Source organism: Mesorhizobium ventifaucium (assembly GCF_935822925.1).
In the GTDB taxonomy this organism is placed as follows: Bacteria; Pseudomonadota; Alphaproteobacteria; order Rhizobiales; family Rhizobiaceae; genus Mesorhizobium; species Mesorhizobium ventifaucium.
Window position 1 is genome coordinate 213489 of record NZ_CAKXZS010000014.1, and the last position, 21871, is coordinate 235359.

8 protein-coding genes and 1 pseudogene are annotated in these 21871 nt (G+C 62.7%); 2 read left to right on the top strand and 7 right to left on the bottom strand.

The window, feature by feature from the left end; genetic code table 11:
* Nucleotides 1–495: 495 nt before the first annotated feature.
* The 3 genes from NMG70_RS13925 to metH all read right to left on the bottom strand — a co-directional run bounded on the left by NMG70_RS13925 (nt 496) and on the right by metH (nt 6144).
* Nucleotides 496–1362, bottom strand: a complete 867-nt coding sequence (locus tag NMG70_RS13925; RefSeq protein WP_254025058.1) for a class I SAM-dependent methyltransferase — start codon at nt 1360–1362, stop codon at nt 496–498.
* A gap of 291 nt (nt 1363–1653) precedes the next feature.
* Nucleotides 1654–2028 carry a YybH family protein gene (locus NMG70_RS32955; protein WP_367185535.1) on the bottom strand — a complete coding sequence of 125 codons (375 nt, stop codon included), beginning with the start codon at nt 2026–2028 and terminating at the stop codon, nt 1654–1656.
* 306 nt (nt 2029–2334) lie between these two features.
* The gene (gene metH / locus NMG70_RS13930; RefSeq protein WP_254025059.1) at nt 2335–6144 is read right to left on the bottom strand and encodes a methionine synthase; all 3810 of its coding nucleotides are present in this window, start codon (nt 6142–6144) and stop codon (nt 2335–2337) included.
* Nucleotides 6145–6517: 373 nt separating this feature from the next.
* Here metH and NMG70_RS33270 point away from each other — a divergent pair.
* Nucleotides 6518–7707: pseudogene (locus NMG70_RS33270) on the top strand (integrase core domain-containing protein).
* Between the two features lie 123 nt (nt 7708–7830).
* Here NMG70_RS33270 and NMG70_RS13945 read toward each other — a convergent pair.
* Complete coding sequence (locus NMG70_RS13945; protein ID WP_254025062.1) at nt 7831–8517, bottom strand: D-lyxose/D-mannose family sugar isomerase; 687 nt, start codon at nt 8515–8517, stop codon at nt 7831–7833.
* Between the two features lie 146 nt (nt 8518–8663).
* Here NMG70_RS13945 and NMG70_RS13950 point away from each other — a divergent pair, with 146 nt between their 5' ends.
* Complete coding sequence (locus NMG70_RS13950; protein ID WP_254025063.1) at nt 8664–9722, top strand: D-TA family PLP-dependent enzyme; 1059 nt, start codon at nt 8664–8666, stop codon at nt 9720–9722.
* Between the two features lie 209 nt (nt 9723–9931).
* Here NMG70_RS13950 and NMG70_RS13955 read toward each other — a convergent pair whose 3' ends face one another.
* The 3 genes from NMG70_RS13955 to NMG70_RS13965 all read right to left on the bottom strand — a co-directional run bounded on the left by NMG70_RS13955 (nt 9932) and on the right by NMG70_RS13965 (nt 21645).
* A complete protein-coding gene (locus NMG70_RS13955) occupies nt 9932–10684 on the bottom strand; it encodes a heme ABC transporter permease (protein ID WP_254025064.1) in 753 nt (250 codons plus the stop codon).
* A gap of 269 nt (nt 10685–10953) precedes the next feature.
* On the bottom strand, nt 10954–12726 hold the full coding sequence (locus tag NMG70_RS13960; protein WP_254018956.1) for a glucan ABC transporter ATP-binding protein/ permease: 1773 nt from the start codon (nt 12724–12726) through the stop codon (nt 10954–10956).
* Between the two features lie 360 nt (nt 12727–13086).
* Nucleotides 13087–21645 (bottom strand): glycoside hydrolase family 94 protein, encoded by an 8559-nt coding sequence (locus tag NMG70_RS13965; protein WP_254025065.1) that lies wholly within the window; start codon nt 21643–21645, stop codon nt 13087–13089.
* Nucleotides 21646–21871: the final 226 nt, after the last annotated feature.

Here is a 21871-nt window from a genome sequence, read left to right on the forward strand (position 1 = left end):
AACCCGACCAGGGTATATTAGCTATCAATATTTAATTTTGACCTTCACGGGTCCTAAAATTTTTGCACGTTCCAACCGCCTGAGGTGGCCGGGGTGGTTGACACGGACCTGCGGCTCCGGTTGACACCTTGGAACTGTCTGCAGTCGCTGAAGGTGTGGATTTGTGCTCCGGCATGCGGCGGCCGAGATCATTGGTGACGCCGATATAGATCGTGCCGCGCTACTTGCCCGCGGTCATATAGGCATAGCCGGCCATGGTCGAAGGATAACTTGCGCCTTTGCGGATACAAGCGTCGTTCTGAGCCGCTGCATTCTTCGGCTGATGTCACGGCATGGGATCCCAGGGTCTGCGCCGTGTCGCTTCGCCCCTTGCTCCGCCCTAGGATGACGAAGGCGCGCGGTGGGATTTAGCTAATCGCCAGCGTTGGATCAGCGGCTGCAGGCCGGCCGGCAGCGACCGTCAGTCAAAGAACCAAATCCCTGCGCAGGGGAACTCTAGTGACCCTCAATCGCCTTGGGGGTAACCAGGTAGGGTATCTTGCCGACGCTGCGCTTCGTCGCGCCGATGGAATAGGCCATCGGGATCTTGGGAGAGTTCTCTGGCAAGCCGAACATATCCTTGCCGGCCCTCACGGCAAATGAAAAGTGCTGCCACGAAACCGTGTCATGCTCATTGAGAAAATCCAGCGTCAGCCCAGCTGAAATCAGCGCGTTCACCACGTCACTGACCGGATGAATCCACTCATAGTAGCGCGGATGTTTCAAGACGCGGTCGTCGCCGGTATAGGTGAGTTCCTCGTTCCAAGCGAGTGGTCGAGCTATTGGCGTTCGCCAGTCATGCTTGAACTCCAGCGCCGCAGCCTTGCGGTCACACTGGAACATCAACGGATGGCCCTCGGCGAGATAGAGCCGGCCGCCGGGCCGCAGGAGATCGGCAACCACCCGCGCCCAGCGGAACACGTCGTCAAGCCAGTTTACCGAACCCCAGGTAACGTAAGCGATGTCAAAGGTTCGGCCAAGCGCTTCGACTGCCTCGAACAGTGGCGCCTCCACGAAGCGCACGTCAGTGCCTGCCTTTGCAGCGAAATCCCGCGCCGCTGCGATCGCCGTCGGTGAAAAGTCGAGCCCGGTCACGCTGCCCGCGCCCAGATTCTTCAAGCTGATTGTGTCAAGCCCGATATGGCATTGCAAATGGACGATATCCTTGCCGACAATGTCACCGACCTCGCGCGTTTCCAGCTCATAGAGATTGGATCCGCCAGCCAGCACATTTTCTATGTGGTAGCTGCCCGTTGTGTCGGTCGAATGCAGCTCGGCCCGATCATCCCAATTAAGGCGGTTCGCACCCAGAAACGGTTCCAAATTGCCCCCCAAGTCCCTGCCGAGACTAATATTTGGTAAACAGAACGTTAATATACTTTGCAGCTAAAGTGTCGCGCGTCAATCCGAGGCGGTACGGCGCACCACCGGGGCTGAACTGAAAACGCGTGTGCGCAGGGTCCTGCGATACGACCCACCTGTGCCCTTTATGCAAGCCTCGCGCTTCACCGGCCCCCCCGATCGATTGGGTCAGCGATTTCGGCAAGCCCCATGGCGAGGTCGGTCGACGGGCAGCGCCGAAAGAAGTTTGTTGTCGTGCGAAACGTCGCGGGGCTACGACTGAAACTCCGGCTGTGGCTGCATTGTCCGGAGATCGATCGGCATAGATATGTGTTCGTGCGTGATCATCCAGCGGTCGCTCATCTTCCGCAAACCCGACGTCACACGCACCCAATAGTCGGCTTTCTCCCCGTTCGTTCTTTTGCTTCTGACGTGGCACAGACTATGGCAGAATGCCACGTCGTCTCTGACTGTGACGAGCAGCTCGTGCACTTCATAATCAATCGGACCGTCAACCGTGGCAAACCACGCCTCGAAGTTCTCTCGATAGGCATCGGCGCTCTCAATCCGCTGCGGCGCCTGATGTCGAATACGACAGTAGCCGCGGCATAGTGTGCCATCAGGGCTTCTATATCCTTGGCCCGCAATGCCTGCACCAGGTCATCCAGGCCTTTGCGGATTTCCGCTTCTTCAGTCGGGGTCTGCATAGGGTTCTCCTTCATTGCATGAGGCATTAGCCCTGAGCGGGCGAGGCCGTTGCTCTCGAAATATCAAGTCGGTCGTGCTCGATCTCGCGGATGATCTGGGCCATGTGCTGCGCGCCAGGCGCTGCCCCTCGGCGTCCCGGAAGATCAAATAGAGCTCCCCGAATCTTTCCCAGCCTCCGGCAGACGAAGCGGAGGAAGACGACGCACCTGGTCATCGGCCGCGATGGCCAGGTCAAAAGCTGCTGCCTTACTCCGCGGCTTCGGCGAAGGGGGTCGGCACATAATTGAGTATAGGGCCGAGCCAGCGCTCGACCTCGGCTAGCGGCATGGCCTTGCGGCGCGCGTAATCCTCGACCTGGTCGCGTTCGACCTTGGCGACGCCGAAATAATAGCTTTCGGGATGCGACAGGTAGATACCGGACACGGAGGAGCCCGGCCACATCGCAAAGCTTTCGGTCAGGCTGACGCCGGCGTTGCGCTCGCCGTCGAGCAGGCGAAAAAGCGTCGCTTTCTCGGTGTGGTCGGGCTGCGCCGGATAGCCGGGCGCCGGGCGAATGCCGCGATAGGGTTCGCCGATCAGCTCGTCCGGCGCGAGTTCCTCGTCCGGCGCATAGGCCCAGAACTCCTTGCGCACGCGTTCGTGCAGGCGTTCGGCGAAGGCTTCGGCGAAACGGTCGGCCAGCGCCTTGACCATGATCGACGAGTAATCGTCGTTGGCCCTTTCGAAGCGCTCCGCGATTGCCGCTTCCTCGATGCCGGCGGTGACGATGAAACCGCCGAGATAGTCGGCCTTGCCGCTGTCCAAAGGCGCGACGAAATCCGATAGCGCGACGTTCGCCTTGCCGTCGCGCTTGGTCAGTTGCTGACGCAGCGTGAAGAAGGTCGCCAGCTCCTGCGACCTGGCGTCATCAGTGAACAGCCTGATGTCGTCGCCGACGGTATTCGCCGGCCAAAAGCCGATGACGCCCTTCGGCGCGAACCATTTTTCCGCGATGATCTTGGCCAGCATCGCCTGGGCGTCGTCGAAGAGTTGGCGTGCCGCCGGTCCTTGCGCCTCGTCGTCGAGGATTTTCGGGTAACGCCCCTTCAGCTCCCAGGTCTGGAAGAACGGCGTCCAGTCGATATAGCGCGCGAGCTCGGCCAAATCCCAGGCTTCGAAGGTTTTCAGACCGAGGAAGGACGGTTTTGGCGGCTCGTAGGCCCACCAGTCGATCCTGTGGGCGTTGGCCCGCGCCTTGGCGAGCGGCAGGCGCTGCTTGTCGGCTTCGCTGCGCGCATGCGCGTCGGCAACCTTCTTGTACTCGGCACGAACATTGTCGACATAACCGCCCCTGGTCTCGTTCGACAAAAGTGCCGACACCACGCCGACGGCGCGGCTGGCATCGGTGACGTAGACCGTCTGGCCCCTGATATAACGTGGATGGATCTTTACCGCTGTATGCACGCGGCTGGTCGTAGCACCGCCGATCAACAGCGGAATGTCGAAACCTTCGCGCTCCATCTCGGCGGCCATATGCGCCATCTCGTCGAGCGAGGGCGTGATCAGGCCGGACAGGCCGATGATGTCGACCTTTCGCTCGCGCGCAGTCTGCAGGATTTTTGCCGCCGGCACCATGACGCCGAGGTCGATGATCTCGTAATTGTTGCAGGCCAGAACGACGCCGACGATGTTCTTGCCGATGTCGTGGACATCGCCCTTCACCGTCGCCATCAGGATCTTGCCGGCGGTCTGGCGCTCGCCGGTGTCAACGCCATTGGCGGCGTTCGCCAGCTTCTCCGCCTCCATGTGCGGCAGCAGGCCGGCCACGGCCTGCTTCATGACGCGGGCGGATTTCACCACTTGCGGCAGGAACATCTTTCCCGCGCCGAACAGGTCGCCGACGACATTCATGCCTGCCATCAAAGGACCTTCGATGACATGCAGCGGACGCTCGGCGGCACGTCGCGCCTCGTCCGTGTCGGCGTCGATGAATTCGGTGATGCCGTTGACCAGTGCGTGCGAAATGCGCTGCTCGACCGGCCAGTCGCGCCAGGCGAGATCGCGTTCCTGCGCTTCTTTGCCCGCCGTGCCCCTAAAACGTTCGGCGAGTTCCAGCAGGCGTTCGGTCGCGGTGCCGCCGCCCTTCGGCTGACGGTTGTTGACGACGTCCTCGCAGGCTTCGCGCAGCTCCGGATCGATTGTGTCATAGACGGCAAGCTGTCCGGCGTTGACGATGCCCATGTCCATGCCGGCCTGGATGGCATGGTAGAGGAACACCGCATGCATGGCCTCGCGCACCGGTTCGTTGCCGCGAAACGAGAAGGAGAGGTTCGACACGCCGCCCGATATGTGGACATGGGGAAGCGTCGCGGTGATCTGCCTGGCGGCTTCGATGAAGTCGACGCCGTAATTGTTGTGCTCGTCGATGCCGGTAGCGATGGCGAAGATGTTCGGATCGAAAACGATGTCCTCGGGCGGGAATCCGGCCTGCTCGGTCAACAGTCTGTAGGCACGGGTGCAGATTTCGACCTTGCGCGCCTGGGTGTCGGCCTGACCGTCCTCGTCGAAGGCCATGACGACCACCGCCGCGCCATACGCGCGGACGAGCTTCGCATGGTGCAGAAAAGCCTCCTCGCCCTCCTTCATCGAAATGGAATTGACCAGCGGCTTGCCCTGCGCGCATTTCAGCCCGGCTTCGATGATCTCCCATTTGGAACTGTCGATCATCACGGGAACGCGGGCGATATCTGGCTCGGCGGCGATCAGGTTGAGATAACAGACCATCGCCTGCTTCGAATCGATCAGGCCTTCGTCCATATTGATGTCGATGATCTGTGCGCCATTGGCGACCTGGTCGCGGGCGACGTCGAGCGCGGCGGCATAGTCGCCCGCCGTGATCAGCTTCCTGAATTTCGCCGAGCCCGTGACGTTGGTGCGCTCGCCGACATTGACGAACGGAATCTCGTCGGTCAGCGTGAACGGCTCGAGCCCCGAAAGGCGCATCTTCGGCTCGATGTCGGGAACAGCGCGCGGCGGATGTTTCTTCACTGCCTGTGCGATGGCGCGGATGTGGTCGGGCGTCGACCCGCAGCAGCCGCCGACGATGTTGACCAGGCCGTCGCTCGCGAAATCCTCGATCTGCGCGGCCATGAACTCCGGGCTTTCGTCATATTGGCCGAATTCGTTGGGCAGACCGGCATTCGGATAGGCGCAAACAAAGGTGTCGGCGACGCCGGATATTTCGTCCAGATGCGCGCGCATGGCTTTGGCGCCCAGCGCGCAATTGAGGCCTATCGTGAACGGGTTGGCGTGGCGGACCGAATGCCAGAAAGCCGTCGGCGTCTGGCCCGACAGCGTGCGGCCGGACAGGTCGGTGATCGTGCCGGAAATCATCACCGGCAGATGCACGTCCTTCTCGATGAAGATCTCGTTGCAGGCGAAGATTGCCGCCTTGGCGTTCAGCGTATCAAAGATGGTCTCGATCAGGATGATGTCGGCGCCGCCGTCAATGAGACCGCGCAGCTGCTCGCCATAGGCAAGGCGCAATTCGTCGAATGTCACGGCGCGGTAACCGGGATTGTTGACGTCCGGGGACATCGAGGCGGTGCGGTTGGTCGGCCCCAGCGCACCGGCGACGAAACGACGCTTGCCGTCCTCCTGCTCAGCCCTTACCGCTGCCCTGCGCACCAGCCGTGCACCGTCGCGGTTCAGAGCGTAGACCGCGTCCTCCATGCCGTAATCCGCCTGGGCGATGGAGGTCGAGGAGAAGGTGTTGGTTTCAAGGATGTCCGCCCCGGCGATGGCGTATTGATAGTGAATCTCCTCGATCGCCTTGGGCTGCGTCAGGATCAGCAGGTCGTTGTTGCCCTGCTGATGGCAGGCGCACTCGGCGAATTTGTCGCCGCGGAAGTGGTTCTCGTCGAAGCCCAGGCCCTGGATCTGCGTGCCCATGGCGCCATCGAGAATGAGGATGCGTTCGCGCGCCGCCGCCGTCAGCGCCGCAAGCACTTCCGAACCGTCGGGCTTGGCCGCGACGGGGCCGAACAGGTCGTCCAGCGATGATGGGTTTTGCGACATATTTCGTCCTCAGGGCGACGGTCGCGCTTAAGCGACATAAAGACATCTTTATGTGAATATACGCTATTTGCTTGCTGCTGTCACCCCTGCCGCGGGAAGGCTCAGGGGAATGGCTCGACGTTTGCGCTGCCCCTCATCCGCCTGCCGGCACCTTCTCCCCGTATAGTGACTGTATAGTGACGGGGAAAAGGGAAGCTAGCCGCGAGGCCGCCGGCTGTTCCGCAACGTTGCCAATTTGCGAAACCGTTTGCGATGCGCCTTTCTCTCCGTCGCTATACGGGGAGAAATGCCCGGTGTCCGAACCGGATAGATAGGTAACAGAATGGACTGATTGCATGGGTGACAGTTTTCTAGTCCGCCGGGAGGACCGGCGATGGTTTGGCGAGAGACTGGCATCATGGATGGGCGGCTTCGGTTTGTTGTGGAGTGCCTGGCGGGTGATGAGACGATGACGCAGCTTTGTGCGGCCTACGGCATATCGCGCAAGATCGGCTACAAATGGCTGGGACGGTACCGGGAGTTCGGCCCGGAAGGTCTGCATGACCGGCCGCGGGCGCCGCTCAATCATGGCCGGGCGACGGCCGTGGATCTGGTGGAGCGGATCGTTGCGGCGAAGGAGGCACATCCGCTGTGGGGGCCGAAGAAGATCATGGCGCGGCTCAAGCGCACCGCACCCGAGCTGCTGTGGCCGTCGGCCTCGACGGCTGGCGTGATCCTTGCGCGGCATGGCCTTGTCGGTCGGCGGCGCGCCCGCTGGAAGGCGGCGGGCAACGGACCATGGCCGCAAGCCGAGGAGCCGAACGCGGTGTGGACGGGCGATCACAAGGGCTGATTCCGGACCCGTGACGGGTGGCGCTGCGAACCGCTGACGGTGATGGATGCGTCGTGCCGCTACCTTTTGGCGCTCGAAGCGACGGGCTCGACGGCGGACGAGGAAACCTGGCCGGTATTCGAACGGCTGTTTGGGAAACATGGCCTGCCGGATCGGTTCAGAAGCGACAATGGCCCGCCCTTCGCGTCGGCCGGCGTCACCGGGCTGACGCCGCTTGCGGTTTCGGCATCACACTGGAGCGGATCGCGCCCGGCAAGCCACAGCAGAACGGACGCCACGAGCGCTTCCACCTGACCATGCTGCCGCTGGCCAAGGCGCCGGAGGCCGACAGAACCGCCCAGGGCCAGGCCTTCGAGGCCTTCCGGCGCAGCTACAATGAGGAGCGTCCGCATGAGGCGCTGGCCATGGACACCCCGGCGCAGCATTACCGGCCGTCGCCGCGCGCCATGCCTGCGACACCGCCCGAGCCCGACTATCCGGCCGAGGCGGCGGTGCGCAGCGTGCGCCACAATGGCGAGATCCGGTGGAACGGCGGCTTCGTCTACGTTTCCAAGGCGCTGGCCGGCGAAGCGGTCGCCGCCATCGAAACCGAGGATGGTCAATGGGCGCTCAGCTTCCATGCCCACCCGCTCGGCATCCTCGACACCAGGCGCATGAAGCTTGTCCGCCGCAGCGCCGCGCCAACCAAACCGCATGGCGCTGCGGCGGACACTACAGGGGGAAAACTGTAACCCATGTATCCGGTTCAAAGTGTTACCCATCTATCAACTGGACACCGGCAGGGCAATGAGGGGCGGCGCCGACTGACGATACTTGAGGAGCCCTCTCACTAGGCCGGTTCAAACGCCCCTGCTTTACCCCACCCACTTCTCGTAGTCCGACACCAAGAGGTGCAGCGGCGCGACATCCTCGTCGACATCCGCGAAGCGGCCGATCGGCTCGCGGAAGACATTGTCGGTGAGATCGTCGTTGACGGTCGACACCTCGCCGATCAGCACATCCTTGCCCTCGGCCCAGAAGGCATGCCAGACGCCTGGCAAAAGCGTGACGCTCTCGCCCGGATCGAGCTTCAAGAGCCCGCCCGCCGGCAGCCGGTGGATGGTCCCGTCGACCGGCACAGACACTTCCGCCTTCGGATCGATGCCGCCATCGCGATCGTGCATGAACAGTTCCAGCACCAGCTTGCCGCCACCACGATTGATGATGTCTTCGGCCTTGATGTTGTGACGATGCATCGGCGACAGCTGATCCTTGCGCGAGATCATGATCTTCTCGGCATAGAGCATGCCCATGCCGTTCTTCATATCCTCGTAGCGACCGTTGCGAACGGTGAACAGGAAGAGGCCGAGCTCGTCGAACTTGCCCTGGCCGTAATCGGTGATGTCCCAGCCGAGCCGCGAGGAGAAGATGGCCGACGAATCCTGCCGGCGCGCCTTCATCTGTTCCGGGGTCCAATAGGCGAAGGGCGGCATGATGTAGCCGAACGAACGGATAAAGGCATCGGCGTCGCGGATGATGTCGTTGATAGCGGAGCGTTTCATGGTTGTGGTTCCTTCCCGTCGGCCTAGGCGATCTCCAAACCGAATAGCCGAACACCAATCCGGTGTCGACGTAAACCGCATGCTGGCACCATGACATCCGGTCCGATCAAGGCCATAAGTCCAGGCAAATCCCAGGGTGAAAATCCATGCTGAGCATAGACGACCTCGATACGCCGGCGATCCTGATCGATGTCGATCGCGCCGAAGCCAACATCGCGCGGGCGCAGGCCCACGCCGACCGCCACGGGCTGAAGCTCAGGCCGCACATCAAGACTCACAAACTGCCTTACTGGGCAAAGAAGCAGATCGCGGCCGGTGCGGTCGGCATCACCTGCCAGAAGATCGGTGAAGCCGAGGTGATGGCCGATGCCGGGCTCACCGACATTTTTCTGCCGTACAACATTCTGGGCAGGGCCAAGCTGGAGCGCCTCAAGGCGCTGCACGGCCGCGTGACGGTGTCGGTGACGTCAGACAGCATGGAAACGCTTGCGGGTCTCGCCGCCACCTTCACCGATCCAGGCCAGCCGCTACAGGTGCTGGTGGAATGCGATACCGGCATGGGCCGCTGCGGCGTCCAGTCGGCCAGCGAGGCGGTCGCGCTGGCCAGAGAGATCGACAAGGCCAGGGGGCTCGCCTTCGGCGGGCTGATGACCTATCCGGCGGCAGGCCGCGCTGCCGAGGCCGAGGCGTGGCTGGCCGATGCGCGCCAGGCGCTCGCCGCATCCGGCCTCGCCTGCCAACGCATCTCCAGCGGCGGCACGCCGGATATGTGGCGCGCAAGCGAGGCTTCCGTCGTCACCGAGTACCGCCCCGGCACCTACATCTATCTCGACCGCTACCAGGTCGCCAAAGGCGTCGGCAGCCTTGACGACTGCGCGCTGACGGTGCTGTCGACGGTGGTCAGCCATCCGACGTCGACACGGGCCATCCTCGATGCCGGCAGCAAAGCCTTGTCCAGCGACACGCTGGGGCTGCCCGATTTCGGCGAATTGCTGGGCGTTCCGGGCGCCACCGTCACCGGCCTCAGCGAGGAGCACGGCAACGTCACGCTTTCCGGCGACGCCAAGCTGCGTATCGGCGAGCGCGTGCGCATCGTGCCCGACCATTGCTGCGTCGTCAGCAATCTGTTCGACGAGGTTCACCTGATCGCCGGAGAACGGGTGCTGGAGACGCTGCCGGTGGCGGCGCGCGGCCGGATGGGGTAGCGCTTCAACTTCTTGAACGCTGGCGGGACAGCGCCCCCCTCTGGCCTGCCGGCCATCTCCCCCTCAAGGGACCCTCAAGGGGGGAGATCGGATGTCGCTTTGCCCTAGCCAATCACCAGCGTTGTGAAGTGAGGGCCGTCGACGGAGCTGCCAATCTCCCCCCTTGGAGGGGGAGATGTCCGGCAGGACAGAGGGGGGCGCCACGGAACTCAGCTAGCCTGCCTCGCCGCGACGCGGCGCATGGAAATGACCCGGCGACGCCGGATTTCCGTGCGCATCGCCATCAGATGCAGCGCGAAGAACAGCACGGTAAAACCCAGAGCCATCACCAGCAACGGCCGCAACAGGCTGGGATCGATGGTCGGCCCGCCGAGCCGGAACACCGAAGCCGACTGATGCAGCGTGTTCCACCAGTCGACCGAGAACTTGATGATCGGGATGTTGATGAAGCCGACCAGGGTGATGATTGCGGCGGCCCAGGCGGCGCGCGCGGCATCGTCGAGGGCCCGCGTCAGCGCGATGATGCCGAGATACATCAGGAACAGCACGAACACCGAGGTCAGCCGCGCGTCCCACACCCACCAGGTGCCCCACATCGGCTTGCCCCAGATCGAACCGGTGATCAGCGCGAGCGCTGTAAAGACGGCGCCGATGGGTGCCGCCGATTTCAGCGCGACATCGGCCAGCGGATGGCGCCATACCAGCGTGCCCAACGCGAAAACCGCCATCAGCGTGAAACACATCATGGCCAGCCAGGCGAAGGGCACATGGATGTACATGATACGTACGGTGATGCCTTGCTGGAAATCCTCCGGCGCCGTGAAGCTCATGTAGAGCCCGGCGGCCAGGAGGAGTGTGGCGATGGTTGCCAGCCACGGCACCACCTTGTCGGCCAACCCGACAAACCGTGTCGGGTTGGCGAAATCCATCCAGCCGCTGAGGCGCGAAGTCATGTCACTCATGCAGCTTTACATAAACCGGCGATGCGTTTGGGGCAATCGAGTGGCGGTGTCGCAGGCGACACTTTACCCTTCTGTGGGAGAAGGTGGATCGGCGCGTTAGCGCCGAGCCGGATGGGGGGTGCTGGACGGAGTGAGGCGGGCGAATGATCCTATCTGCCGCGCGCCTGACTTTCGATTCTGGATGGGAGGGTTGCGCCATGCTGGAACACCCCTTCCGGCCGCTTCGCGGCCACCTTCTCCCACAAGGGGAGAAGGGCGAGCCTGGCCGCTCAGGCGGCCTCGTCCGTGATGGTGCGGCTGAGGCGGCGGACTTCCTCGTCGTTGAGCAGGCCGCCGGCGCGCAACAGGCTGGCGAAGCGGCCATTGCGCATCGACAATTCGGCGAAGCCACCCGTTTCGACCACCTTGCCGTTGTCCATGAACACGACCAGATCGGCATCGCGAACAGTGGTCAGGCGGTGCGCGATGATGAACGTGGTGCGGCCGCGCCGCAATTCGTCGATCGCTTCCTTGACGCGGTCTTCCGTCTCGACATCCAGCGCACTGGTCGCTTCATCGAGGACCAGAATGGGCGCATCCTTCAGCACGGCGCGCGCGATCGCGATACGCTGGCGCTCGCCGCCCGAAAGCTGTCCGCCGCGTTCGCCGACGACCGTGTCGTAGCCGTTGCTCTTCGACAGGATGAAATCCTGCGCGGCAGCGGCGTTGGCGGCGGCGTGGACCTCATCATAGGTCGCCTCGGCGCGCCCGACGCGGATATTGTCCTCGATCGAGCGGTTGAGCAGGCCCGCATCCTGGAACACGGTGGCGATCGAGTGGCGCAGCGACTTGCGGGTCACCGTGCGCGTATCGATGCCATCGATGAGGATGCGGCCGCTGGCCGGCGAAAAGACCCGCTGCAAAAGATTGATGAGCGTAGTCTTGCCTGCGCCCGTCGGACCGACGATCGCCACGGTCTGGCCGGCATGGACCTCGAACGACACATCGTTCACGCCCTGCCCCGAATTGGCGAATTCGAAATTGACGTTTTCGAAACGCACATGACCAGTGACGTTGACTAGGTCACGCAACCCGTCCGGCTCGGCGGCGTCTGCCGCGGAGTCCTCCAGGCGATAAAATTCCTCGAGCTTGGCCCTGGCTTCCGAAATCTGGTTGGCGAAGGCCGACATCTGATCGAGCCGGGCAATCAGCAGCGTGGCAAATCCGGTGAAGGCGATGACGTCACCGATACGCAGTTGGCCATGCATGACGAGATAGGAGCCGATCAGCAGCACGACCATCATCGAAATGGTCGACGACAGACGGTGAAGAGCGTTGGCCAATGCCCACCAGTCGAGCACCGGATACTGAGCATCAAGCAGGTTCTTGACGTAGCGCTTCAAGGCGTCGGTCTCGTGGCCGATGCGATTGTAGCTCTGCAGCACGGCGACATTGCTGACCGAGTCGCTCACATGCGCGAACACCTGGTGAAAGTGCCGCTCCACGGACGCCTGGCCTTCCCTGGTACGACGCATCACCAGCCGCCCGATTCCGACGTAGAGAGCGCCCAGCGCCAGCAGTACCATCGACATGCGAATGTCCATGCTGAGCGCCGTCGGCACCAGCAGAACCAGTGCGACAACAGTCGACAAATGCTGCCTCATGAACTCGAGCCAGAGGCTGAACAAGGTCTCGACCGCGCGCAGCAGCGTATGCAGAGAATTGGAGGTGCCGCGCTGATGATGCCAGGCAAGCGGCATGGTGATCACGCGCTCGAATGATTGGCAAAGAACCTCGCTGCGCCGCGCATGGGCAAAGCGGTCCGCGCCGCGCGCCACCAGAACGAAGGCGACGACGTTGAAGACGCCAATCCCGGCCCACAGGCCGAGCGTCGAAAAGACCGAGCCGCCGTCCGAAATGGCATCGATCACTCGTCCGAACATGATCGGCTCAAGGATGGCGATAATCGCAAGCGCGACATTCGCCCCACAGATAAACGCGACGCGTTTTCTGTCGGCAGCGAGATAACCGAGCGCTCTCCAGTAGATTTGCAGAAGGGACACTTCAGCTACTCCGGCAAATTGTTATTGTGCACTGCATCATTTTCTGACTCGTACCCGTTGACGTGTCGCGAAACAATGCCCGTCTATCCCTTCAGTTCCCAATTCGCGAACAAAAGATGGCGACGCTGCGAAATCTGTCGTGATCACCTAACGGTTTGAGAAGAAAGGTAAAATGTCAGCCTTGCGGCAAAATCGTGGCAGGTTGGAAGCACTGCCGAAATTTTAATCAGCAACTGGCCATGTACGAATCCCAAAAACCTGCATCGGCCTTTGGGAAATCTCATGCGCAATAGAATTGCTAGAGCAACTCTAAATAACGCGTATCCTCAAGATGTACAAAGAGGCTCCAAATCCTTGAAGCTACGCCGGTATCCTGACGACCAGATCGGCCTTGTCGCCGGCTTTCGGTTCGAAAGACGAAGCCTTCGTCTTTTTACCATTTATCTCGAGCGAGACGGCTTTGGCCTTCTTGTCGCGGACAACCTGAACCCTGAGCTCGGCCCCCAGCACCTTGAGCGTTGCCGCATAGCCATCCCAATGGCTGGGCAGTTTCGGCCTGAACTGGATGCGCTCGCCCCTGCGCTCGATGCCGAGGATGCCTTCGACAGCCGCGCGATACAGCCAGCCGGCCGAGCCCGTATACCAGGTCCAGCCGCCGCGGCCGCCCTTGCCTTGCCCGGCGTAGACGTCTGCCGCGACGACATAAGGCTCGACGCGGTAGTGCTCGGCAGCGGCCTCGTCGAGCGCATGGTTGACCGGGTTGAGCATCGAGAAACAGCGGTAGGCGTCGTCGACGCGCCCCATTTCGGCGAGCGCAATGACGAACCATGTCGCCGCGTGGGTGTACTGGCCGCCGTTTTCACGGACACCCGGTGGGTAGCTCTTGATGTAGCCTGGGTTCTGTTCCGTCCTGGAAAAGGGCGGGGTGAAAAGCTTGACGATGTTGAGTTCGTCGTCGACGAGCATTTTCATCGCCTGCTGCATCGCCGTCGTCGATCGCGCCGGATCGCCCTCGCCCGACAGCACGCTCCACGACTGGGCAATCGAGTCGATCTTGCACTCCTGCGAGCTGCGCGATCCCAGCGGCGTGCCGTCGTCGAAGCTGCCGCGACGATACCATTCACCGTCCCAGGCCGTGCTTTCCAGCGCCCGCTTCAGCACGTCGGCGTGTTTTGTCCAGGATTGCGCGCGCTTGGCGTCGCCTTCCGCCTTAGCGACAGTTGCAAAGTCGTCCAGTGTCTTCAGCAGGAACCAACCCAGCCAGACGCTCTCGCCCTTGCCGTGCTCGCCGACACGGTTCATCCCGTCGTTCCAGTCACCGCCGAGGATCAGCGGCAGTCCGGCGGGGCTGCTGCGCTTGATTGCAAGGTCAAGTGCGCGCGCGCAATGATCGTAGAGTGAAGCGGTCTCCTTCGATATTTCCGGGGTGAAAAAGGCGTCGTGCTCGCCTTCTTCCAGCGGCGGCCCTTCGATGAAGGGCAGTTGTTCCCTGAGGATCGCGGTATCGCCGGTCACCTGCAAGTAGTGTGCCGTGGCATGGGCGAGCCAGACCACGTCGTCGGAAATCATGGTGCGGACGCCTGCCTCGGTTCGCGGCAGCCACCAATGCTGCACGTCGCCTTCGGGGAATTGCCGCCGCGCCGCGTTGAGGATCTGATCGCGCGCCAGTTTCGGATCATGGACAAGCAGGGCCAGCGTGTCCTGCAACTGATCGCGGAAGCCAAAGGCGCCGCTCGCCTGGTAGAACGCCGAGCGGGCGCGGATGCGGCAGGCAAGGCTCTGATAGGGCAGCCAGTGGTTGACCATCGCGTTGAGCGCCTTGTCCGGCGTCTCGACCTGGATGGTGTCGAGAAACCCTCGCCAGGTGTGTTCATTGTCAGTCAGCCGCTGATCGAAATCCTTGCTGCAATGATGCTGTACCAGCGCGCTGGCTTCCTCGGCAGAGGCTGCATCGCCGAGCAGCCAGAGCAACGTCACGTCGCCGCCGGCAGGGATGTCGACGTCGCGTGCAATTGCAGCACAAGGATCGTCGCCCGCCTCGACGCGGCCTGACAGGCTTGCGCCGCTGAGCACGGCTTGCGGGAGTTCGCTGGTGCCGTGGCGGCCGATGAACTCGCCGCGGTCGGCCGTCACCGAGTGTGCCGCGCCGCCGGCGGCCAGGAAGGCGACCCGCTCGCTGAAGTCGAGCCCGTAGGGATTTTGCGCCAGCAATGCGCCCGTCGCGGCATCCCTGGACGGGACGATGGTCGCCGCCGTGCGCGAACGATGGCTGCCAAGAACCCATTCCGCATAGGCGTAGACGCGCAGTCGCGCCGGCGACGAACCGGAATTCTGGATGCGCAATCGGGAGATCTTCACCGGATCGACGGGATCCACCACATGGGTAAGGTCCATCGACAGCGGCCCGCGCTTTGAACGGAAGGTCGAAAACCCCTGCCCGTGCCATGTTTCGTAGGTCATGGCGGGATCGCGCACGACGGCGGCCAGCGGCGAGAACGCCCGGCCGCTGGCATGATCGTAAATATAGATGCCCTCGCCTGGCCGGTTGGTGACCGGGTCGTTCGCCCACGGCGTCAGTTGATAGTCGCGGCTGTTTCGGCTCCAGGTGAAGGCAGCGCCTTCAGCCGAAACGTGGAAACCGAACGAGGCGTTGGAAACGACGTTGATCCAGGGCTGCGGCGTCGTGCGCCGGCCAGCAAGGCGCACGACATAGTGGCGTCCGTCGCCCTCGAAGCCGCCAAAACCGTTCCACTGGTTGAGCCCGCTGCCGTCGGCACTGCCGTCAAACGAGGCTTGGGCCCACGTCTGTGGCGCCGGCGGAGACGGTTCACGAAGCGCTGCTGCACCCGCCGGCTGCAACGCGTCCCGCGCTTGCAGCGCAGCGGCCTCGGCGCGCTCGATCTGATCGAAGATGGTGCCGTTGCGCGTGTGCAAAACGACGCGGGCGACGGCCAGCAGCGTCTTGTAGGTCGCCTCGTCCATGAGATCGCGGCGCACCGCGAAGATGTGCTGGCGGGGTCCTAGCTCCTTGCCGCGCAGGCGGCTGTTTTCGCACAGCGTCTCGACCGCCCGTTGCAGGTCCTGCACGTAGGACGAAGCCTGCTCGTTGACGACGACAAAGTCGATCATCATGCCTCGGGCGCGCATGTATTCCTGGAAGCGGAGCGCCTGGGCAACGATTTCGAGATCGGCGACATCGCCGATCCTGACCAGGAAAATCGGAAAGTCGCCGGATATGCTGGTCGGCCATAGGCCCGATTGCCTACCGAGCCCGGAAGCGATCGATTCGGCCGGAAGCCGCAGGAACGGATCCGGATAGATCAGATAGCGCGCCAGATTCTGCACGTTGGCGGCATCGGCAAGGCTGAGACCGAGATGCCGGGTCTGCACCTGTGAGCGGGTCCAGGCGAGCATCGCCTGGCGCGCGAAAGCTTCCGGATGATCAAGCCGCGCAATGGCTTCTTCGAGTTCGGCACGGTTGGCGCCGACGGCGGTCCAGAAGGTCAGCGATATCTTCTTGTTGGCCGGCACGCGCACCTGTCGGCGAAGCGCTGCGACCGGGTCCAGCGTGAAGCCGGAATGGCCGCCAAGCTTGGCGCCGGGATCGAAGGCGGCGGCCTCGGTAATGGTGCGGCTGCGGCCTATGAAGGCGCGCCGGTCGGTTTCGGCCTCGGCGTCGCGCGTCGACCCAGACGGGTCGGTGACGAAATGCACCATGGCGACATCAGGCTCGTCCGTTTCCCGCTTACGTCTCGTGGCGAAGATCGCTCCGTTATTCGCAGCGATTTCGGTTTCCACGAACATTTTCGAGAACGCCGGATGCGCGTTGTCGGATGCTTCGGAGCCCAGCACCAGTTCAGCGAACGAGGTCACTTCGATATGCCGGTCGACCGGGCCGTCATTGTAGAGGGTCACCCGCCGGCCTTCGCCGTTTCCTTCCGAAATGACGATGCATTCGACCTCCGAACGCAGTGATCCCACCGACTTGACGAAGCTCGCCTTGTCGTCGGAGAACAGCGTCCGCACCTCTTCGTGGGTGGCAGGCTTCGGCTCGGCGGTGGCCGACCACCAGTCGCCGGTGCCGGAGTCGCGCAGGAAGATGTAGGAGCCAAGCCGATCCTCGGTCGGATCCGGCTGCCAGCGCGTGACGGCAAGCTCGCCCCAGCGACTATAGCCGGAGCCGGTCGCGGTAACCATGACCGAGTAGCGGCCATTGGACATGACGCTGGTTGAACGCAGCGCCTTGAGCGGGTTGAGCACGATGCGCGTGTCAGGGCTCTCGGCTTCCGTTTCGTCCTTCGACCGTTCGTCGGCCTCGGTTCTGACGGTGGCGGTCGGGATGTCGCGCGGCGCTCTTTCCTGCAGCAGCAACTCGGCCGACTCGATCACCGGATCGCTGTGGAAGCGGTCGCGCAGGCGTCCTTCGAAGATGGCGTCGGCGACGGCGGCGATCGACATGCCGGAATGGTGGGCCATGTAGTTCAGCACGACGACATGGTCGGTGCCCTCGGGCACGCGCTGCGGCGTGAAATCGACCGCATCGTAGAAGCCGTGCCGGCCAAGGGCGCCGAGCCGCCTCAGCCTGGCCAGGTTCTGCACCGATTCACGCGGGGTGAACTGCGCCGCCAGCACGGTCGCGTAAGGGGCAATTACCGTGTTCTGGCCAAGACCTCGCTTCAGGCCCAGCCCAGGCACGCCGAAATTGGTGTACTGGTAGGTCAGTTCGCGATCGCGGGCGTTGTAGGCCGCTTCCGAAATGCCCCAGGGCACGTTCTTCGAGCGGCCGTACTGGATCTGGCGCTTGATGATGAGCTTGCTGGTCTGGTTGAGGATGCTGCCTTGCGGCTCCTTCATCACCAGCGGCGGCATCAAATACTCGAACATCGAGCCAGACCAGGACATCAGAGCGCCCTTGAACCCGATCTCGACGATCGGCCGACCGAGGTGGAACCAGTGCTCCGTCGGCAGATCGCCCTTGGCTATGGCGAACAGGCTGGTCAGCCGCGCCTCGGAAGCCAGGAGGTCGTAGCAGCTTTCGTCGAGCTGATGCTCCTCGACCCGGTAGCCGATCGACAGAAGCTTGCGTTCCTTGCGCATGAGGAAGGAGAAATCCATCTCGAAGGCAAAGCGGCGCGTGCGCTCGCGCAACGAAAGAAGCTTGGCCCGCAGCGCCTCGACGGCATTGTCGTCGCTATGCGCGTCATGGACATGGGCTTCGCAGGTGGCTTCCAGTCTCGCCGCCCAGTCGGCGATGGTGTCGCTCTGCGTCGAGGCGGCCTCAGTATGGATAGCGATGGCGAGCTTGCGGATCTCGCCAGCCAGAACGGCCAGGTTGATGGTGCGGATCGACGCCATCTCGGGCTGTGCCTTGATCGATTCGACCGCGCGTCGCATGCCGTCGAGGCGATCGGCAAGTCGCTGGCGCAACGGCCGCAACTGGCGACGGTCGTCAGGCAACTCCGCCAGGCTTTCGTCGAGGATCGTCACCGTATCGAGGATACCCTCAAAGTCGCCCTGAAGGTGGACTGCAGGCGCTTCCGCCCATTCGGCACAGGCTGCCGCCACTGCCACCAGATGGCCTGCGAGATTGCCGCTATCGACGGCGGAAATGTAGAGCGGATAGAGCGGCTTCAGCGTCGTCGTGTCATACCAGTTGAAGAGATGGCCGCGCTCACGCGGCATGCTCTCGATAGTCGACATCGTCGCGTCAATGCGGGTGGTGGCGTCGGACAGGCTGATCCAGCCGAAATCGCGCGCCGAAACCACTGACAGGAGATACACGCCGATATTGGTCGGCGAGGTGCGGGGCGCCACGACAGGGGCCGGACTTTCCTGGAAATTGTCAGGCGGCAGATTGTGATGCTCGGCCGTCACGAAGGTCTCGAAATAATGCCATGTGCGCCGCGCAACCGTGCGCAGCACATGGATGTCGGCCGCCGATATGCGCAAACGGTCCTCGGTTTCGGCCGAGCGGCTGATAAAGAAGGCGAAGGCCGGCGAGCCGATCCAGAACAGCGCGAAGAAGAAAGCGACGAAAGCTCCGGTGGAATCGGCCACAACAGGGATGGCGAGGCCGACGACACCGACAATCACCGCGCCGTACATCATGCCGTAATAGGAGCCGAGATCGTTGTCGCCGTTCTTGTGAGCCTGCGAGGCCGTGCGCCATTCGAGCAGGTCCTTCCGGCTGACGAACAGGCGGTAGAGCGTGCGAATGATGGCATCGCCCATCATCCAGGCCAGATGCGCCATCAGCACGATCTTCAGAGCCACCAGGGCGGTGCCGAAGACGACGTCGCGCGCCAGCGCCGAGAAATGACCGCGTGGCGTCTGGTCGCCGCTTTTCGGCAGGATGGCGTGGACGATGTCGAACGTCGGCGCCATAAAAAGTGTGAGGATCAGCAGCGCCTGCCATTGCGCGGCCTGGGTGAAGGGCAGCAGCGTCCAGCCGGCGATCGCGGCCATCACCCAGAAGATCGGCGTCAGCGACCGGCGCAGATTGTCGACCATCTTCCAGCGCGACAGCGCCGGCACACCGGAGCGCGGATTGAGAATGAAGCCCAGAAGCTGCCAGTCGCCGCGCGCCCAGCGATGGTGGCGCGACGCGTCGACCGAATAGCGGGTCGGATAGTCCTCGACCAGTTCGACGTCGGTGACCAGTGCCGCGCGCGCCAAGGCGCCTTCGAGCAGATCGTGACTAAGCACGGTGTTTTCTTCGATGCGGCCCTTCAGCGCCGCCTCGAAGGCGTCGACATGATAGAGCCCCTTGCCGGTGAAGGAGCCGTCGCCGAAGACGTCCTGGTAGATGTCCGAGACGGCAAAGACGTAGGGATCGAGGCCGCGATTGGCCGAAAAGACCCGCTGGAAGAAGGATGCGTCGTCGCCGCTGGTCAGCGAAGCTGTGATGCGCGGCTGCAGGATGGTGTAGCCGGCGCTGACGACGCGCTTTGCCGCATCAAAATGCGGGCGGTTGAGCGGATGGCAAAGCTTGCCAGCCAAACTGGCGACGGCATCGCGGGTGGTGCGCGTGTCGGCATCCAGCGTCATCACATGGATGACGTTTTCCGGCAACGGCACGTCCAGCGGCAGAAAGGTGGTGTCGCTGTCACCACGCAGCAGAAGATTCAGTTCGTGGAGCTTGCCGCGCTTGCGTTCCCAGCCCATCCAGGCACCCTGGGATTCATTGTAGAGCCGCCGGCGGTGCAGGACGTAGAAACGCGGCGCGCCTTCGCTGGGATAGCGGGCGTTCAGCCGCGCGATCTCGTCGCGAGCATATTGGAGGATCTCGATATCCGCCGCATCGATTTCGGTTTTGCTGTCCGGCCAGTCCGAAAGCAGAGCGAAATGGATTTCGTCCGCCGTGTTGGCCAGGTGGTGCACTTCGATGTTGCGGATGTTCTCCTCGACGTCGTCGCGCGAGCCGATCAGCGACGGCACCACCACCAGCGTGCGCGCCTCGGGCGGCATGCCGCGTCTGTAGTCGTAGCCGACGAGGCGCGTGGGCTTCAGGAACAACGATACGACGGTGTTGAAGAAGGCAAGCGCGCCTTCGCTGGCCGGCACGGCAAACAGCGCCAGCATCAGGACGATCGACGGTATGGACAGGCCGAGATTGGCAAGGGCGTTGCCGGAGAGGACAAGAAGCAGGACCGTCAGCGCGAACACCGGCACGACAATGCCCAGCCATCCGGTCTTGCGGAACGCCCGTTTGATCGTGACGCTGACGGTCGGCCGATAGCCGATCGCCTTTTCCAGTTCCAGCCGGCGCGGGCCGACCAGAAAGAACCCGACGTCGGTGTGAGCGGTCGGACCGGTGACGGTGGTATCGGCGGCAGCGGCATGGCCGGCGAGTTCGATCGCCTTTTCAGCAACGCGGAATTCGGAACGATCGGAGCGGCGCGCCATTTCCTCGATCGCGGTCCTGTACTGGTCGCGCGAGAAGAAATCGAGTGCGGCGAAATCGGTGCGCTCGCGCAGCAAGGTGTCGATGCGGCTGACATCTTCGAACCAAACCGTCCAGTCGATATCGTTGATAAGCCTGAGGCCGCGGATGATGTTGCCGGTGGTTACGTTGCCGCTGGACAACGTGCGATGCTCGCTGATGATGATTTCCTCGGCATCGGAGCCGGACTTTTCAAGCTCGCCCTCCAGCCATTCCAGCGCCCTGCCGGCATTTTGCGACCCGTCGCGCAGGCGGTAGAGCAATTGGGTGGCAAAGGTGGTGTCTTGTGCATGGGCGACGTAGTTCGACAGGATCGCCTGACGGTCGGAGCTGTCGTCGATCGCCAGCACGCCGTCGGCAACCTCGTTGGCAATCTGGCGCATCTGCCGGGTACGATTGACCCGGACCGCGATCCGGCGAAGATTTTCGATCAGAACGAAGCGCAGCAGCGACGGCAGCGCCCAGAGTTCGCCAATCTTCAGCGGTTCGACGGACTGAAAGCCTTCGACGATCGCCTTGAACATGGCCGCCGAGACGGAACTGTCCGAATGCGCGACATAGGTCCAAGCCAGCGCAAGCGCGCGCGGCACACTAGCGCCGTCGCGCAGCTTCAGGGTCGGCAACTCCCGATAGAAACGGTGCGGCAGGTCGCGCTTGACCTGGAAGATGGTTTCCTCGACCAGATAGTTGTTGTCGAGCAGCCATTGCGCCGCCGGCGTAATCGTCTCGCCTCTAGCCTGCGCGGCATTGGTCGAGCGGTAGACTTCGAGGACCTTCCTGGCGCTGTCGCGGATGCGTGGCTGGAAATCGAACGCCCCTAGGCCGAACAGATCTTTGACGTCGCCCTTGGCGAGGCTTGTACCCAGCGTGCGCAGGCGCTCTTCCGGCAGGAAATTGGAGCGTATCGGCTCTTCCGTGATAGCCGGGAAGCTCGCGCTCGTCTTTTCCATTTGGGTAGGGTCTGTTTGGATATTCATTGAAAATTCCGCATGGGGGACGCATTAGCGGCGTCATCGCCACGGCAATGTCCCTAAAACCGATTGAAATGCAATTGGTTGCATCGAAACAAGGGCCGAAAGTTTGTTTTCGTACCACAACTTACAGACGAACCACCTCTCCCTCCCGCCGGGACTTGATCGACGGAAGAATTCGGGCTTTTTCGTGATCCGGGCTTGAGCTTACGGCATATTTCGCCGGTGTTGT

What these genes read in the sequence shown, in the direction of transcription:
- metH (WP_254025059.1), bottom strand. Translation starts at nt 6,144, where the DNA reads ATGTCGCAAAACCCATCATCGCTGGACGACCTGTTCGGCCCCGTCGCG.
- NMG70_RS13945 (WP_254025062.1), bottom strand. Translation starts at nt 8,517, where the DNA reads ATGAAACGCTCCGCTATCAACGACATCATCCGCGACGCCGATGCCTTT.
- NMG70_RS13950 (WP_254025063.1), top strand. Translation starts at nt 8,664, where the DNA reads ATGCTGAGCATAGACGACCTCGATACGCCGGCGATCCTGATCGATGTC.
- NMG70_RS13955 (WP_254025064.1), bottom strand. Translation starts at nt 10,684, where the DNA reads ATGAGTGACATGACTTCGCGCCTCAGCGGCTGGATGGATTTCGCCAAC.
- NMG70_RS13965 (WP_254025065.1), bottom strand. Translation starts at nt 21,645, where the DNA reads ATGAATATCCAAACAGACCCTACCCAAATGGAAAAGACGAGCGCGAGC.